This is a genomic window from Sporosarcina pasadenensis, from assembly GCF_047228845.1.
Classification (GTDB): Bacteria; Bacillota; Bacilli; order Bacillales_A; family Planococcaceae; genus Sporosarcina.
In genome coordinates, this window is sequence record NZ_JBFEGM010000016.1 from 14162 (window position 1) to 30466 (window position 16305).

Below are 16305 nucleotides of genomic sequence, written 5' to 3' on the forward strand. Positions count from 1 at the left end.
CAGACGGGGCCTTTTCATAACTTAATCAATAGACTGAAAAGGTCAATTTCTTTCCATTGTATTTACAACTGGATGAAAAATCGATAGTATGTATGATTATACAAGAATACTGATACTTTATTCATAAAGGGGCAAGAGAGAGTTGAAAACACATCATTTATCCACATGGCTCTACTTTCTAATTCCATCTATACTCGGCATTATCCTCTTCATGATTCCTCTGAAATTTGGGGAAGAATGGAAGGTTCCAATTGCAAAACTTGCGGATATCCTATCCGGCTGGCTCGAACCGGCCATGCCGATGACGGCAATGATTATTATTATAATCGCGGCGCTCGGATCGTTGCTCTATGCCTTCATCCCGCGTTCAAGTTCTAACCCTTCTCTTATGGAAGGATTGTTCAAAGTGACGCCATTTTGGGTCGTCACTCGTATTATCGGCGCTATTTTCGCCATCATGGTCACGTTCCAAATTGGACCTGAGGCAATCTGGAATGAAAACACGGGCGGCTTGCTTCTAGCACCGGATGGCCTTGTTTCGTTCTTATTTACGATTTTCCTATTTGCAGGTCTTTTATTGCCATTGTTATTGAACTTCGGTCTTTTGGAGTTTTTCGGTACGATGATGGTGAAAGTAATGCGTCCATTGTTCAATTTGCCAGGACGTTCCTCCATCGATGCGCTCGCTTCATGGATCGGCGATGGTACAATCGGCGTCCTGCTGACGAGCAAGCAATATGAGGACGGCCATTATACACAAAGGGAAGCAGCGATCATCGCAACGACGTTTTCAGTTGTTTCCATTACGTTTTCACTCGTTATTATCGACACGGTCGGCATGTCCAACTACTTCCTTCCGTTTTACGGAACAGTGCTTCTCACTGGTGTCATTTTGGCGCTCATCATGCCGCGCATTTATCCGCTCAGAGGCAAGAAGGCTGAGTATATCGACGGCCGGAAGTTCACGGGCGAAGAAGAGCAACTGCCTGAAGGTTATAACGTGTTTAGCCACGGACTGGAAAATGCGTTAGATACCGCTTCGAAGAACCGCTCCATCGGGAGGATCTTCACCGATGGCATGCGCAATGTGCTTGATATGTGGATTGGCGTCGCGCCGGTCGTTATGGCATTTGGTACGGTTGCACTCATGCTTGCGGAATATACAGGCGTCTTCACGTTCTTAGGGAAGCCGTTCGAGCCGATTCTTGCCGTATTGGGCATTCCGGAAGCTGCGGCAGCTGCACAGACAATGGTGGTCGGTTTTGCGGACATGTTCTTGCCAGTCATTTTGGCTGATGGCTCAATCACATCGCCAATTACGTTGTTCACGATTGCGACGATTTCAGTCGTTCAGCTTATTTACATGTCCGAGGTCGGCGGTTTGATTCTCGGAACAAAAATCCCTATTAATATTCTAGACTTGATCGTCATTTTCCTATTGCGTACGCTCATCGCACTGCCAATCGTTGCAGGCGTTGCACATCTACTGTTTTAATGAATAAAAGCCGCTGATCCCAATTCCGGATCAGCGGCTTTTTCATATTATGCATTCAATTTCTTTTTCAGTTTCTCCAACATGTCGACTGTCATCGAATCCAAATCGTAAGTCGCATGGAATCCCCACTCCGCAACGGCTGCTGACGGGTCGATGCTATTTGGCCAGCTGTCTGCAATCGCTTGACGGACCGGATCGACGTTGTAGGACATTTCAAAGCCAGGGATATGCTTACGGATGGATGCTGCTATCTCGCCCGGCTCGAAGCTCATCGCCGTCACATTGAACGCATTGCGGTGCGTCAATTTCGCAGGATCCGCTTCCATAAGGTCGACGATTGCTTGCAAAGCGTCAGGCATATACATCATGTCCATATACGTACCTTCTGCTATGAAGGACTCGTACTTCCCTTCCGTAATCGCCTTATAATAAATATCCACTGCATAATCCGTCGTTCCCCCGCCCGGCTGCGCCACGTACGAAATCAATCCTGGGAAGCGCACACCGCGCGTGTCGAGGCCGAATCGATGATAGTAATAGTCGCATAATAACTCACCCGATACTTTATTGACACCATACATCGTCGTTGGTCGTTGCAGAGTGTCCTGAGGTGTATTCACCTTCGGAGTGGAAGGTCCGAATGCCCCAATCGAGCTCGGGGTGAAAAATTGCATGTTAAGCTCACGCGCCACTTCAAGCGCATTCATGAGGCCTCCCATGTTAAGATTCCATGCAAATAGCGGCTTTGCTTCGGCTGTGGCGGATAGAAGTGCCGCCATATGCATAATTGTGTCTGCGCCGAAATCCTTCGCCACGTCATACATCTTCTTACCATCCGTCACATCGAGCACTTCAAACGGTCCCGCAACCGGTTGCAACGGCTGACGGATGTCTGTCGATAGCACATTATCTTCACCATATTCTTTTTGCAATTTACCAATCAATTCCGAACCTATCTGGCCTAGTGCGCCAGTCACCATTATCTTTTTCAATCTTAACTCCTCCTAAAATTCATATGTATTTATGGGCAGGACATTGTTTTTTAATAAATAAGTAAACTCATTCATATCAACACAGAAAGATTATATTATGTGTGCCTGCAAAACACAACAGCTATTCCTCCTATATCATCTTTTCCTTTTATTTTTCTGGTATACTATAGAAAAAACATTGAGGTGCACGATGTTCAGTAAATATGCCAATTTTATAGTAGTCATTATTATCAGTGCCTTGTTGGCGGTTGCATTATTTTTAACAGGACTGCAGACATGGCTCGTTTTCACGATTATTATGTTGTTCACTTTCATTTTGACGATGGGCTATCCTTTCTATATCATTTACAGATCAAGGAGCCTGAAACTAATTGACCGCTATTTGGCCAACCATCAGAATAAACCGATCTTCAGCTATGCTTATGCCTTGGCACACGGAACCGATAAGGAGATTCACGATTCATTGAATAAAATATTGAAGTCCTATCCACAAGCGGAAGTGCAAGATGTGTATAATGCCAATCTGCTAGTATTCCAAAAGGATTGGAGACGTTTAATAGAAACATCGAAGAAGATGACGACTACTTTCTACCGTGATTATTATGCGGGAATTGGGTATACAATGAGTAATAACAAGGAGAAGTCTTCTGAATCTTTGTCGAAGGTACGGACTCCGTGGATGGTCCACTCCCTCAAAGCGATCATCGCCTTGAAGCAGGGACAGAAGGATGCATTCCAAACTGAAGCTGCGCTAGCAACGAGAAATGCAGTCGGCATGCAGCGTTATGTCGTGCATTATATGTTGAAGAGAATGGCGGAAGGAGTCTTTTCGACCGAGGAGGTGTGAAAAATGGACTTCATGGAAGAGGCTTTCGTGGAGTTGAAGGATGGAAGACGAGGCCTGATCGTCGAAATACGGCCGAATGAACCGATGCAATATGACGTCGAACTCCCGAACGGAGAACTGACGACCGTTTTCCACGATGAAGTTGCCAAACAAGTCCACTTGCCGACGAGGTAGATGAAAAACCGAATAACGCAAAAATAGCCCATCTCTTCTAAGATGGGCTTATTTCATTTATTTATAGTGCTTACCCTACGGATTTCACGAATAATTGACCGTTAAGCAACAGGCATACAAGCTGGCCCCTCGCTTCGAGATCCGTCACAATCGCTTCCATATACCACCGATTGTTTCCATCGAACGGCGTCAATCTTTTCAATGTCCTGTTCGATAGCTCTTCGAATGAGATGATGCCCGCTTCACGAATGATCATGAGCATCACTTTTTTGATCTTTTCATATCTGAATTTCACAATCGACGCTCCGGCTCTGCCGTTCGATTGCAAAAGTTGGACGCTTTCATTGTATCGCATTCGTGGCCCACCTTTTCAAAGTGATCTGCTTCGTATCTATTACCCTCTTTCCAGAAGAATAAAACTCAATTTATACCCGAAAATCAAAAAAACTGCCGCATCAGCATTACACTGATACGACAGTCGTCTTTCATCTATTCTTACGAAATGACGCCGAGTTCTTTTCCGACTTTTTCATAGATAGCAAGTGCATCATCGAGCATTTCCTTCGTGTGGGAAGCGATCGGCATATTGCGCACGCGCCCTTTGCCCTTCGGAACAGTCGGGAACACGATTGACTTCGCGTATACGCCTTCTTCGATCAACCGTTTCGAGAATTCCTGCGTCAACTTCTCATCGCCGACGATGCATGGCGTGATCGGCGTTTCGGAAACACCAATGTTGAAGCCCAATTCCTTCAATCCTTTTTTCAAGTAGCTTCCATTCTCCCATAACTTATCATGTAGCTCAGTAGATTCCATGATTTTGTCCAGCGCGCCCATGATAGCAGCAACATCGCCTGCCGGCAAAGCTGTGGAGAATAAAAACGGACGGGAGCGTACTTTCAACCAGTCGATTAACTCCTGTTTCCCGGCAACATAGCCGCCGACAACGCCAATCGCTTTCGATAGTGTTCCGATTTGGAAATCGATCTCTTTTTCGAGACCGAAATGCTTCACAGTCCCTTTCCCTTTGCCCGTTACGCCAGATCCATGCGCATCGTCGACATAGGTGATCAAATCGAATTCCTTCGCGATTTCCACGATTTCAGGAAGCTTCGCGATGTTGCCGTCCATTGAAAACACGCCGTCAGTAATATACATCAACTTGCCGTATTGGCCGGACTCCTTCGCTTCTTTCGCTTTTGCACGCAAATCGTCCATATCCTGGTGCTTGACGCGGATGATCTTCGCGCCGGACAGGCGGCAGCCGTCGATGATCGAAGCGTGGTTCAATTCATCTGAAAGAATGGCGTCCTGTTTATTCATGACCGCAGAAATTGCCGCCATGTTACAGTTGAAGCCGGATTGGTAGGAAATTGCAGCTTCCGTCCCTTTAAATTCCGCAAGCTTCTTCTCAAGTTCAATATGAATATCTAGTGTTCCATTGATCGTACGGACTGCTCCCGCACCGACGCCGTATTTTTCCGTCGCCGCAATCGCGAGTTTTTTCAAATCTTCGTCCGTCGCTAACCCTAAATAGTTATTTGAGGATAGATTGATTAAATCTTTCCCATTAATTTTAATAACAGGACCGTTCGGACCTTCTACCGGATCGATTACATTGTAGAGGCCTTGGTCGCGCAGTTCCTGTAAATTTTCCTGTAAAAACGCATCGAGCACTTTTGACAAAATGATCTTCCTTTCAAACGATTGATGCCCCCATTTTAGCATAAGTGGGCGATTCTCGCAGAAGGAATCGTTTTATACATCAATCCATTTTGAAAGTTGACGTGCTTTTTCCTCGAAAGTCTTCCTAATAATCGCCTGATCGACGACTTCACGCAGCCTGTTCTCGCTGTGCGCATACGCATGCATATAACCTGTCGCGTCCATGATCCTCTCCTTGTATCGCCCACTGATTTCACGGATCTTCTCTTCCGCTTCCGCATCTTCCGTGCACATCGAGACGAGATCGAGCACTTCATCCAATGGACTTTCAGGATCATATTCATGCGGCTGGGTCGCGTCGAACAAGCATACCGACAACTCCGGCAACAGCAAAATGTCGACACTTGTCGGATCTAGGCCGCACCAGCCGTAGAGCACGTCAATCCCCCGACGCTCCGCCTCTTTGCCAAGGTTTTTCAGCATGGTCGATTTCCCCGTCCCGGACAACCCTTTCATAAGGATCCTCCTCTTCGTCCAGCTCGTAATGGAAGGAATGAAATCACGGGCCCCGCCTGGAGATAACGAGCCGGCGATCCGGTGCGACACTGTCGATTTCTTATGCAGCTTCATCGTGCCGAAAAGCTCATTTTTCAACGACTCGATCAGTTGCTCATGTTCATGCCACATCATCCTGACGATATTCACTTGCTCCCAGTCATCATGGATCCCTTTCGCTTCGGACATCGCTTGCATCATTTTCGTAAACACTCGACTTGATTCGTCTGCAATTTGGGCCATTTCAGTCGTGCGGCTTTGAAGTTTCCCTTCGTCGTAAGCATCATAGAAGCTGATGACGTGGTGGCGTCCGCCGATTTCGGTCGGCTCGATCGAAACAGGGTGGGACGCTTGGAGAATAAATAAGCTAAGGTCCTTCACATATATGGCATCCGTATTGTCAGGCTGGACTGGATTGTTGAAGCGATCCACGTCATAGCCCCTTTTGATGAAGTGTGCAGCCGCATCGTTCAATACTTTTGATATCGCATTTGTCGGCGGTGCTTTCAAAAAAATCGTCTTGTTAGCGGTGGCGATCAAAGTATCGTATTTATGCGCAACCCCGAGCCCTGTATAGGCTGTCCCCATGTATTCCGTTATTGTCCCGTATATGATGACCATCCTTTCCCAATTGACTACTTGCATTTCTACCATATGCCCAGACAATAAAAAAAAGCACGGCTTGTCTGCTAACGGGTTCGGAACACGGGGAGAAAACATTAAATAACATACCAATTAGGGACGCAATTCGCATATGAATTGGTGTCCCTGTTTTTGTAGTTATATCAACGTTACGTCTTAAAATTCAGGTGAATTGGCATAGCTATTAGCATGGTAATTCACAACATCGCATTAAATTATGTGCCATTGCGAATTACAGTGCTAATTGTACTCATAAAACACCTGTTAATTTGTTGAAAAACAGTTGTGAAAAAGTTTTGAAATAGTTAAATTAATTAAAGGGAAAGAGGGGCCTTTTACGATAGAATAGGATATAGTTAAAGTATTCATTTAACAAACGAGCCAGATTGTTAGAAGCATTATTTAGTTACCGGAGGAAAATTTATGAAAAAATCTTTCAGGCTATTCATCATCCTTTTCACATTATTACTCGCCTCTTGTGGGGGAGTATCAACCACCTCGTCGTTTGTTGTGATTGAAAAAGGTCAGTCGAACAACAACAAAGAATATTGGATCAAGGGATACAACCCGAACATGCCGAACAAAGAAGAAACGTTCAAGATAATGATAAAAGAGAAGATGGTTTGGAACCTTATCGAAGAAGAGGTGGATTATTTCGTCACTTATTCAAACAATGGGAACAATCCTCGGGTGTTAGAAAACATTCAGCGTTAATGGCTGGAAAAGGATAATGTTTAGTGCAATCCTCTTCCACAATCGGACGCGATTGTTAAGTAAGGCATATTGAAATAACAACAATAAAATACGAAAAGTAAAAACGCACCTAAGAAAGTGCGTTTTTTAATGCTGTTTATACTGTTACTTAAGTTGTGAAACGTATGCTGATAAGGGTGATATTTGAGGTGCGTTTTGGCATTCTCTCCCCATCAACCGAACCCGTTACTTGTCTGCCTGTGCTTTCATTCTTTATTTCCGAAATAAAACTTCCTCGTCTTCCTCGCCGGCAAGTTTCAGTAATAGCTTGCGGCATTGTGGCAAGGCGTAGTGGACGATTTGGCCGAGGAGGAAGGCGATGATGACTGTGCCGATGCCTACCGGACCGCCTAATAGCCAGCCCGCGAAGCCGACAATCACTTCATTCATCGTTCGCACCTTTTTCATGCTAATCCCGAGTTTGTCGACGAGGATGAGCATGAGGCTGTCCCGTGGTCCCGCACCGACATTGGGCGCGACATAGATGCCGACGCCGTAAGACATGACAATGACACCGAGCGTGAAGATGATCACTTGCCCTGTCATCGTTTCGAATTCCGGCAACATCCAGTTGAACAAGTCGATGAAAAGGCCGAGCAAGATCATGTTCAGCCAAGTCCCGAGCTTCGGCCATTGTTTAATCATAAGGGAGGTTAAAGTGATGAGGGTTAAGCCGCTGATGATGCTCCATGTCCCAATTGTCAGCCCGAAGTGTCGGGATAGGCCGATGTGCAGGACGTCCCACGGGCCGACGCCAAGGCGCTGCCCTTTAATCGTCATCGTAATGCCGAGCGACAATACTATTACGCCGACAATAAAAAATGTCCATCTCCATACAAAAATCTTTTTCATCTACATTCTTCTTTCCATGCTACTCCATCGTGGATAGCGAATTCTCTGTTCCATTGTAGCACGTGTCAAGAAGGCATGATATATGCGATTAGTCTTTAATGATGTCGCTGAAAGACGCTTCGGCAACATGGGCAAGGTCTGTCGGGGACAGCTTCATCTGCAATCCCGGTTTCCCTGCACTGACGACAAACTGCTCCTGCTTTTCAGCAGAAGCGTCAATCACAGTCGGATATTTTTTCTTCATGCCGATTGCCGAACAGCCCCCACGGACGTACCCTGTTTCTTTCGTCAAATCCTTCAACGGTAGCATATCGAGTTTCTTCACACCCGCTGCCTTCGCTGCCTTCTTCAAATCAAGCTCTTCCGCAACAGGGACGATGAAGACGAAAAGCTCACGCGGGCCGGCGATCGTGACGAGCGTCTTGAAGACCAATTCCTCCGCTTGCCCCGTCTTTGCAGCGACCGACACGCCATCCAACTGCCCATCGTTAATGTCATATTCCATTAGCTCATGCGGCACTTGTTCATTTTCTAATAGCCGTACTGCGTTCGTCTTCACAGATTTTTTCTGCTTCGCCATACCTTCTCACATCCACTTCCCGAAGTTTACTCATTTATATTAAAGTCGCTTTGCAAATCCAGTACTTTTTCCCCAATATCCCATTGCCTTATAGAAAGCATGCGCCGCTATACGTTCTGTTCGATTCCCACTATTCAACACAATACCAACTGCCCCTTTACTCCTTGCCCACTCTTCAGATTCAGCTAATAAAAGCTTGCCTAGTCCTTTTTTGCGATAAGTATCATCCACCACAAAGGCTACAATACGGACATATATACCATCCGACTCATAAAAAATCCCCGTGCATAAACCAGACATGCCTACCACTTTTCCTCCAACATCAATTACTAGGGTATGATAGGAAGGTTGTGCGCTTATCTTTTCAAAACGCATTCTCATCTGTTCAACCGAAGTTGTATATCCTAACTGTCCCATTAAATAGGCGAGTTGAGGAATATCACTCGAGCACGCTTCCCTTATTTTCATAATATAATATTCCCTTCCAATGCTCAAAAGGGCCGCCATCATTTGGCGACCCTCCTTATCAGGCGGTTCTATTGATACTTGGCCATTCGGCAATGAATCCATTCTGCTTCGCTTCCACTTGAATCGAGTAAGCTGAAATCGCCTTTGCAAAGCGTTTTTGTTCCAGGAGCACTTCCCGTTCAAGATCCGTTGGAAGGTCCATGGATGCCACTTTGAACTCTTCAGCCTTTGCCCGGTTTGCTTCCGCCTCCATTTGCGACTGCTCACGCTTTTGAAGGGCGAGTCTTGTTTCCGTTTCCATGATCTTGGCGGAAGCGGTAGCCGCCAGCTGATGATCCGCGGTCGTCGGTTCCTGTACCGAAACCGCTTCTCTGCGGACATCCCGCCACGCATCAATGGTTTCCTCCAATGTCTTCCCGAGAGGAAGAGCGATCTGCTTCACTTGCCCTGCGTCAAGCTTCTTGAACTCCCGGCTTTCCTGCACGGATTCCGGCTCACTCTTCCCTGTCAGTAATGCTTCCAAATCATCGAGCGTCTTCTGGTTCCGGCCATTGTAATCCGCATTGCGGTAATAGGCTTGTTCAGCACTTTTGCGCCTCACTGCGTCATACCGTTGCATTTGATCTGCAGCGGTTGCGAACGTCATGATGGCATTCATGTCACTCACCTCCCGATACGTATCCACTTTTAGTTATGTGTATTATAGCCAGTTTTCAAATATGGAAACATCCTGCAAAAGATCTAAAGTCTGATTATTCAAAAGGTATTTCAGACTGATTACTTCCACCTACTTATTCGACGCTATCTTCCTTTTATCGACCATTACTTACAAAGCAGTTTTGCCGTTTTAGCCATCGCACGTATCACTTCTCGAACATCTTTTTCAAAGCATCCGCGAGCGCGGTATTCACTGGCTCTTCCTCCTGCTTTTTCATATACTTTTGCACGTCGCGTTTGTCCGCCTTCTTGCCGCCAGACTGGGCACGTCTTTTTTCAAAAGCGGAAAGCTTTTCCCGGTGGCCGCATTTGCAGACGAAAATCCTTCCGTCCCCTTCTCCGCGCAATTCGAGCTTCTTCTTACAGTTCGGGCATCGCGCATTCGTCAATTGGGATACGTTGCGACGATGGCCGCATTCCCTGTCCTGGCAGACGAGCATCTTGCCGCGTTTGCCATTTACTTCAAGCAATGGCTTCCCGCAATCCGGGCACATTTTCCCTGTTACATTATCATGCTTGAACTTTTTATCATCCGTTTTGATTTCTTTGACGGTCTTCTTCGAGAAGTCCACCATTTCTTTCATGAAGGCTTCTTTTTTCATTTTACCGTTTGCAATCTTTGTCAGGCTTTGCTCCCATTCAGCCGTCAAAGCTGGGGATTTCAGATCTTCCGGCACGAGCTCGAGCAGTTGTCTGCCTTTTGATGTTGTGAAGATGTCATTTCCTTTTTTCTCGATGACGAACGAGCTGAACAGCTTTTCGATAATGTCAGCGCGAGTCGCTACCGTACCAAGGCCACCTGTATCGCCAAGCGTCTTGATCAGATCCTTCGACTCTCCTGCCATGAACTGAGAAGGGTTTTCCATTGCCGCAAGCAACGTCCCTTCATTGAAACGCGCCGGCGGTTTTGTCTGCCCTTCCGTCATGACGATGGCACGGATGTTGACTTCGGCACCTTTCGAGAAGGCTGGCAACCGGTCCGTATCTTCCTCTTCCTCATCTGTGGAATAAACTGCCTTCCACCCTTCATCCGTGACAGTCCTTCCTTTCGCCTTGAAGAGCTCCCCTCCCACTTCAAGCTCCGCAGTCACTTGCTCATAGCGGAATGGACCAAAGAAAACGGCAAGGAACCGCTTGACGATCAAATCATATAGGCGCTGCTCCTTATCGGAAAGGTTTTGATAGATCGGCGTCTCCTCCGTCGGGATGATTGCATGGTGATCGGAGACGCGTTTGTCGTCAATGACACCTTTCTGAGGTTTCACCGCATTTGAGCGCAACAATACATTGACTGATTTCCGGTACGGTCCGATGTCGACCGCCTTGATACGTTCTTTCAGCGTCCCTGCCATATCGGACGTCAAATGTTTCGAATCAGTCCGCGGATATGTCACCGCTTTATGCCTCTCGTATAGATTTTGCAAGGTCGACAACGTCTCTTTCGCAGACCAGGACCAACGTCTATGCGCTTCTTTCTGCAATTCCGTCAAATCGAATAAAGGAGGTGCCGGCTGTTGTTTCGGGGTCGTTTTCACGTCCCTCACCTTTCCGGAATGAACTCCGTCAAGTTGTGCCAATAGCTTTTCAATCGACTCTTTATTGAACGACTGCGTCTGCCCCGCTTTGTCGGACCACGTAAACCTCGCCGTTTCAGTCAACGCCTGCAAACCGTAATATGATTTCGGTATGAATTCGCGTATTTGCTTTTCTCTCTCCGCTATCATAGCGAGCGTCGGTGTTTGAACACGCCCCGTCGATAATTGTGCATTATATTTCACCGTCAACGCGCGCGTCGCGTTGATACCGACGACCCAGTCAGCCTCTGCGCGAGCAACCGCTGCTTCAAACAAGTTTTCGTACTGTCTTCCATCCTTCAAATTGTTAAACCCGTCCTTGATCGCTTTATCGGTGACCGATGAAATCCAGAGCCTTTTAACAGGCTTGCGGTTCTTCGCCATTTCCAATATCCAGCGTGCGACAAGTTCACCTTCACGCCCCGCGTCCGTGGCGATGATGACTTCATTTACATCACTTCGACGAAGCTGCGCCTTGACAGCATTGAACTGCTTCGATGTCTGGCGGATCGGTGTCAATTTGAACGGTTCCGGAATGATCGGCAAGTATTCAAGCTTCCATTCCTTATATTCATTGCCATACCCTTCCGGATCGGCGTGCGTCACAAGATGCCCGAGCGCCCATGTGACAATATATTTTTGGCCTTCCAAAAAGCCATTACCTTTTTTATTACAACCGAGCACCCGCGCGATATCCCTCGCAACGGATGGCTTTTCGGCCAACACTACTGATTTGGACATAAATAAATCCCCTTTCTACATAGTTCAATTATAAGGGAGAACGCCTTCCGTTGCATGTCCGGCGAAATTTGTTGACGAGGGGACTTGCTTTGGACGCGGGATGCCTCGCTTTGGACGCGAAACGACTCGCTTTGGACGCGAGATGACTTGTTTTGGACGCGCGACCACGCACTTTGGACGCGATTCAGCAAAATAAAAAAAGGCCGTCACAGAAAGTCAACTTATGACTTTCCGGACAGCCCTTATAAAAATTCAATTTGCGTCCAATACATCTTTCGAAAGATCTTTGCTCATCTCTGTATACTTCGCAAATACCCTTGCCAATTCGCGCAGACGGTTATGCACATCTTCATCGATGATGCGGTTGTCTTGATCGAAATGACCTGAATGGGTATAGACGAAATTCGGCGTTACGAGACAGCGGAAGTAATCTAAAATCGGCTTCAGCTGATTTTCAGGAACAAGATGGTGCTGGTACGTGCCGCCATTCGCGACGATCGAGACCGGCTTGTAGCGCATCGCATGAGGATGCAGCATATCGAATGCGTTTTTCAGCACGCCTGGAATGGAACCTTGGAAGATCGGAGTCGCAATGATGTATGCATCTGCTTCTTCAAACTTCCGGACCATTTCCTGCATGTCCTCGTTATATTGTTCCGACGGACGCCCATCGACGAATTGGTGATCATAATCCGCCATTTTCATCCGTTCAATTTGGAAATGACTGCTTGCTTTTTTCACATACTCTTCGACCGTATCAAGCATGGCGCCTGTTTTGCTGCCGATAATGGTCCCGTCCACAAACAAAACTTTCACTTGGCATCCTCCTCAAAGCTGTTTCTACAAAGACAATCGTACCATAACGATTGGTACGATTGCCTATAAACAGACTTATTTGGAGGTCCCGTTCGACTTCGGAGCTTCTCCCGGAATATCTCGCTTACCTTCGAAGGAATCTTCGGCGAACAATTCTTCCAATTTTTCGTATGGAATTTCCGTGTCGCTATTTTCCTCTTCCAACCGCTCCTTCACCCGCTCAATCGTTTTTGCAGGAGATGCCAGCACAACAATTACGTCACCCGCGCTCGCCTGCAGCTCAACGTTCGGCGTGAAGAATTCAATGGATCCGTCAGCCCGGAGTATATAAAGCAGAATCGATTTATCATCACGTTCACGCAAATATTGCGTATAGCTGTATTGCTTTGTGATAAGCGTCTTCCGTATGACGTGCCCGGCGTGCATCCGCTCTTCCAAACTGTAGATCGAGATCGACGGGGAAAATAACGTCTGCCCGCCCAAAATCGTGAATGCCTCGACATCTTTTCCGACGTGGAAAGCCGTTTGGAATAAATGATCACGCCCGAGATCCGGCTCAAAGTCTGCACAAACATGCGCATTGTACAGATCCATCTTCGTCATCGCCAGCATATACCGGTAAGGCGTCAAATCGATATGGTATTCAATCTGCTCCGACAGGATATCTCCTATATAGCTATCTAGTCCGCGCCTTCTTGCATCCGCTAGCGCCGCCCACGACTCATCGATGAGCAGCACTTCATTGCCCGTGTCTTTGATCGATTGCGCCAATTCCGCCCCGAAGCGCGTTCCTCCAATGATGACGACGCCCGATTCGTCTGTCGTCGTCAAGTTCAGCTTTTTGGCAATAAAACCGATTGAAAATCCGTGCAGCACGACCGTCGACAGGACGAGCGCAAATGTCAGGGCAGTGAGCAGCTCCGCATCTTCATACCCGTTTTCCAGCAAAATGGTGGCAAAATATCCCGATACGGTAAGCGCCACGATTCCCCTCGGTGCAATCCACCCGATCAGCAGCTTTTCACGGACGTTCAAATCCGTCCCGATCGTGGAAATCCAAATTGACAACGGCCGGACGACAAATAGCATCGCCGCCACATACGTCATGATTGCGGGATTGAAGATTTCTATTAATATTTTCGGATCAAGCGACGCGGTGAGCATGACGAAAATGCCTGAAATGAGAAGGACAGAAATGTTTTCCTTGAAATGACGAACATCATTCAACGTCGTCAGGCGCATATTTGCCATTTTCATCCCCATCGCGGTGACGGCAAGCAGCCCCGTCTCATGCATGATTTCATCCGCAAAGACAAAGGTGAACAGCACGACGACGAAAAGGATCGGCGCCTTCAAAAACTCGGGTATGCTCCCCCGCTCGAAAGCATTCCCGATGAACAACGCCGCAAACCATCCGAGAAGGACAGCAAATGCGGAAGCTGCGAAAAAGAGCAGCAGCGACTTCAGCGTCACTTCGGCATTGATGAATTTAATGAATTCGAATGCAAATACGGCGAGCAATGCCCCGAACGGATCGACGACAATCCCTTCCCATTTCAAGATTGCCGCTGGGCGCGGCTTCAACTTCGCCTGCCTCAATAAAGGCAAAATCACTGTCGGGCCTGTCACGATGAACAGCCCTCCGATGATGAAAGCGACTTCCCATGAAAGGCCAGCCAAATAATGCGCAGCCAACGAACCGGCAATCCAGGCGATAAATGCCCCAATTGTAACAATCCGACCGACCGGCTTGCTGAATCCTTTGATCTCTCTGACGTCCAGATTTAAACTTCCCTCAAAAAGGATGATGGCGACCGCAAACGTGATAATCGGTCCGAACAGATCCCCCATACTTTCCTGCGGATTGATCAATCCGAACACCGGGCCGACGAGCAATCCCGCCAATGCCATAACGACGATTGCAGGCATGCGGTATTTCCATGCGATCCATTGGGAAAGCATCCCGATTAAGATGACGAGCATCAAGTCGAACAATAGAGAATCGAACAATGGAAACACCCCGTTTCCTAAAGAATAAATGATAGTTTACCACATTTCCTTTTTCATTCCACGTATTTGTACATAACTCGTTTTTTGCAAACATAGGGTGAAAAGGAGAGTGTTTCATACACAGGAATAGAAAGGGTGATACCAATAGAAAACTCAAAGAAGAAAATTGTTGCATTTTACATTGCAAGGTCGGACGGCAAAGGTTCGTACCCTGCAAGGAGAGCGTCCGTGCTCGCTCGGGACATCGCAAAAGAAGTGAACGTCCTATTCATCGTCGGTGAAAACTCCCCTTCACCTCCGGAAGGATTCAAATCGATTACGATCGGCAAAAAGGCCAACCTGATACAGACATTGGCACTCATCCGTCCAAACCTCCTCATCCGCGACACAGGCCCGACGGTTTCCGAAGAAGTGGAAAAGATCCGCAACATCGTCCCATCCATTTTGCATTTTGACGATTTCGGCGACGGAGGGAAGCATGCGGACTTCGTCATTCAGACCCTCTTGGAGGAATCAATCGACGAACCTTCAGAACATGTTGTCGTGGATCGACAGCTTTTCATTGCCGACCCATCGATGCGCACTTTCGAAAGATCCGGTTTACGGAAGGCCCCTCCAGGCACCCTACCTCATCTCGTCATTTCATTCGGGGAAGAGGACGAGGGGAATTTGACATACCGAGCACTCAGGCATGTGTCCCAGTTGCAGATCCCGTTGAAAGTGACCGTCCTCATCGGAGAGCGTTACCCGCATGACGTCAGCACGCTCCGGATGATGGCGCTTGGCAGACGCAACACGCTCGTCCAGCAACCGCCCTATAATATAGCGGAAATCTATGCGACCGCAGACGTAATTTTATGCGCATCGAGCTATATGCCTTATGAAGTCGCCGTTATGGGCATCCCGTGCGTCGTCCTATCCCAGAATGACTTCGAACTGGGACTTGCATTCCCGAAAGAACAGCACGGCTTCGTCCATCTTGGCCTTGGAAGGAAAGTGAAACAGTCCAATCTATTGAACGCGATCATGGAGCCGCTGCTTCACGAACCATTGAGAAAACGTTCAATCGAACGCCAACTTGCGCTCGGACTCGGGGACGGAAAGGACAAAGTCGTCGAGACGATCTATTATTTATTGGAACACCCGAAACGCGGAGCAGGCGGAAAAGCACTGTCGGATATGCTACACTAAAGGAAAACGATTGGAGTTTTCCACATGAATAAACGACAAATCGAATCGGCGATCGCGGAATTGAAAATGGATTACATTAGCTTGCAAGGCGACGTGGAAAAGCTGGAGTCGACCGGACATGCGGATTCGGTCCATAAAGCAGAGCAACGCCTTGCCGCGATGGAAGAAAGATTAGCCGAGTTGAATAAGCAACTTGCTGAGCTGACAGAATGAAGAAAGGCTGCCGACGAATG

General features: G+C 47.4%; 17 protein-coding genes. 6 read left to right on the forward strand and 11 right to left on the reverse strand.

Translation table 11 applies throughout. From position 1 onward, the window contains the following. Nucleotides 1-142: 142 nt before the first annotated feature. Entirely contained in the window at nt 143-1495 is a 1353-nt protein-coding gene (locus tag AB1K89_RS16515; RefSeq protein WP_413055800.1) for a YjiH family protein, read from the forward strand. Nucleotides 1496-1542: 47 nt separating this feature from the next. Here the strand turns inward: AB1K89_RS16515 and AB1K89_RS16520 are convergent, their stop codons facing one another. Beyond that, nucleotides 1543-2487: an L-threonine 3-dehydrogenase gene (locus AB1K89_RS16520; protein ID WP_413055801.1), complete on the reverse strand. Its 945-nt coding sequence runs from the start codon at nt 2485-2487 to the stop codon at nt 1543-1545. A gap of 190 nt (nt 2488-2677) precedes the next feature. Between AB1K89_RS16520 and AB1K89_RS16525 the strand changes: the two genes are divergently transcribed. Both AB1K89_RS16525 and AB1K89_RS16530 read left to right on the forward strand, forming a co-directional pair. Beyond that, nucleotides 2678-3334, forward strand: coding sequence for a hypothetical protein (locus AB1K89_RS16525; RefSeq protein WP_413055802.1), 657 nt, complete (start codon nt 2678-2680; stop codon nt 3332-3334). Between the two features lie 3 nt (nt 3335-3337). Continuing rightward, nucleotides 3338-3508 carry a hypothetical protein gene (locus tag AB1K89_RS16530; protein WP_413055803.1) on the forward strand — a complete coding sequence of 57 codons (171 nt, stop codon included), beginning with the start codon at nt 3338-3340 and terminating at the stop codon, nt 3506-3508. Nucleotides 3509-3578: 70 nt separating this feature from the next. Here the strand turns inward: AB1K89_RS16530 and AB1K89_RS16535 are convergent, their stop codons facing one another. From AB1K89_RS16535 to AB1K89_RS16545, 3 genes are all read right to left on the reverse strand, one after another. Continuing rightward, complete coding sequence (locus tag AB1K89_RS16535) at nt 3579-3863, reverse strand: DUF6958 family protein (protein ID WP_413055804.1); 285 nt, start codon at nt 3861-3863, stop codon at nt 3579-3581. Nucleotides 3864-4003: 140 nt separating this feature from the next. Then, nucleotides 4004-5194, reverse strand: coding sequence for a glycine C-acetyltransferase (locus AB1K89_RS16540; RefSeq protein ID WP_413055805.1), 1191 nt, complete (start codon nt 5192-5194; stop codon nt 4004-4006). Between the two features lie 72 nt (nt 5195-5266). Next, a complete protein-coding gene (locus AB1K89_RS16545; protein ID WP_413055806.1) occupies nt 5267-6373 on the reverse strand; it encodes a hypothetical protein in 1107 nt (368 codons plus the stop codon). 420 nt (nt 6374-6793) lie between these two features. Between AB1K89_RS16545 and AB1K89_RS16550 the strand changes: the two genes are divergently transcribed. After that, entirely contained in the window at nt 6794-7084 is a 291-nt protein-coding gene (locus AB1K89_RS16550) for a hypothetical protein (protein ID WP_413055807.1), read from the forward strand. A gap of 252 nt (nt 7085-7336) precedes the next feature. On the opposite strand, the gene AB1K89_RS16555 is transcribed toward AB1K89_RS16550, so the two are convergent. The 7 genes from AB1K89_RS16555 to AB1K89_RS16585 form a co-directional block, all read right to left on the reverse strand. Continuing rightward, entirely contained in the window at nt 7337-7975 is a 639-nt protein-coding gene (locus tag AB1K89_RS16555; protein WP_413055808.1) for a YczE/YyaS/YitT family protein, read from the reverse strand. 88 nt (nt 7976-8063) lie between these two features. Beyond that, nucleotides 8064-8555, reverse strand: a complete 492-nt coding sequence (ybaK, locus tag AB1K89_RS16560) for a Cys-tRNA(Pro) deacylase (protein ID WP_413055809.1) — start codon at nt 8553-8555, stop codon at nt 8064-8066. A gap of 39 nt (nt 8556-8594) precedes the next feature. Next, nucleotides 8595-9065, reverse strand: coding sequence for a GNAT family N-acetyltransferase (locus AB1K89_RS16565; protein ID WP_413055810.1), 471 nt, complete (start codon nt 9063-9065; stop codon nt 8595-8597). Nucleotides 9066-9081: 16 nt separating this feature from the next. Beyond that, nucleotides 9082-9681, reverse strand: coding sequence for a hypothetical protein (locus tag AB1K89_RS16570; protein WP_413055811.1), 600 nt, complete (start codon nt 9679-9681; stop codon nt 9082-9084). A 205-nt stretch (nt 9682-9886) separates the two neighbouring features. Then, nucleotides 9887-12055, reverse strand: coding sequence for a DNA topoisomerase III (locus tag AB1K89_RS16575; protein WP_413055812.1), 2169 nt, complete (start codon nt 12053-12055; stop codon nt 9887-9889). A gap of 252 nt (nt 12056-12307) precedes the next feature. Then, entirely contained in the window at nt 12308-12871 is a 564-nt protein-coding gene (locus tag AB1K89_RS16580; protein WP_413055813.1) for an NADPH-dependent FMN reductase, read from the reverse strand. Nucleotides 12872-12946: 75 nt separating this feature from the next. Beyond that, nucleotides 12947-14881, reverse strand: a complete 1935-nt coding sequence (locus AB1K89_RS16585; RefSeq protein WP_413055814.1) for a cation:proton antiporter — start codon at nt 14879-14881, stop codon at nt 12947-12949. A 135-nt stretch (nt 14882-15016) separates the two neighbouring features. Here AB1K89_RS16585 and AB1K89_RS16590 point away from each other — a divergent pair, with 135 nt between their 5' ends. Continuing rightward, a complete protein-coding gene (locus tag AB1K89_RS16590) occupies nt 15017-16072 on the forward strand; it encodes a PseG/SpsG family protein (protein WP_413055815.1) in 1056 nt (351 codons plus the stop codon). 24 nt (nt 16073-16096) lie between these two features. Continuing rightward, nucleotides 16097-16285, forward strand: coding sequence for an SE1832 family protein (locus AB1K89_RS16595; protein ID WP_413055816.1), 189 nt, complete (start codon nt 16097-16099; stop codon nt 16283-16285). Nucleotides 16286-16305: the final 20 nt, after the last annotated feature.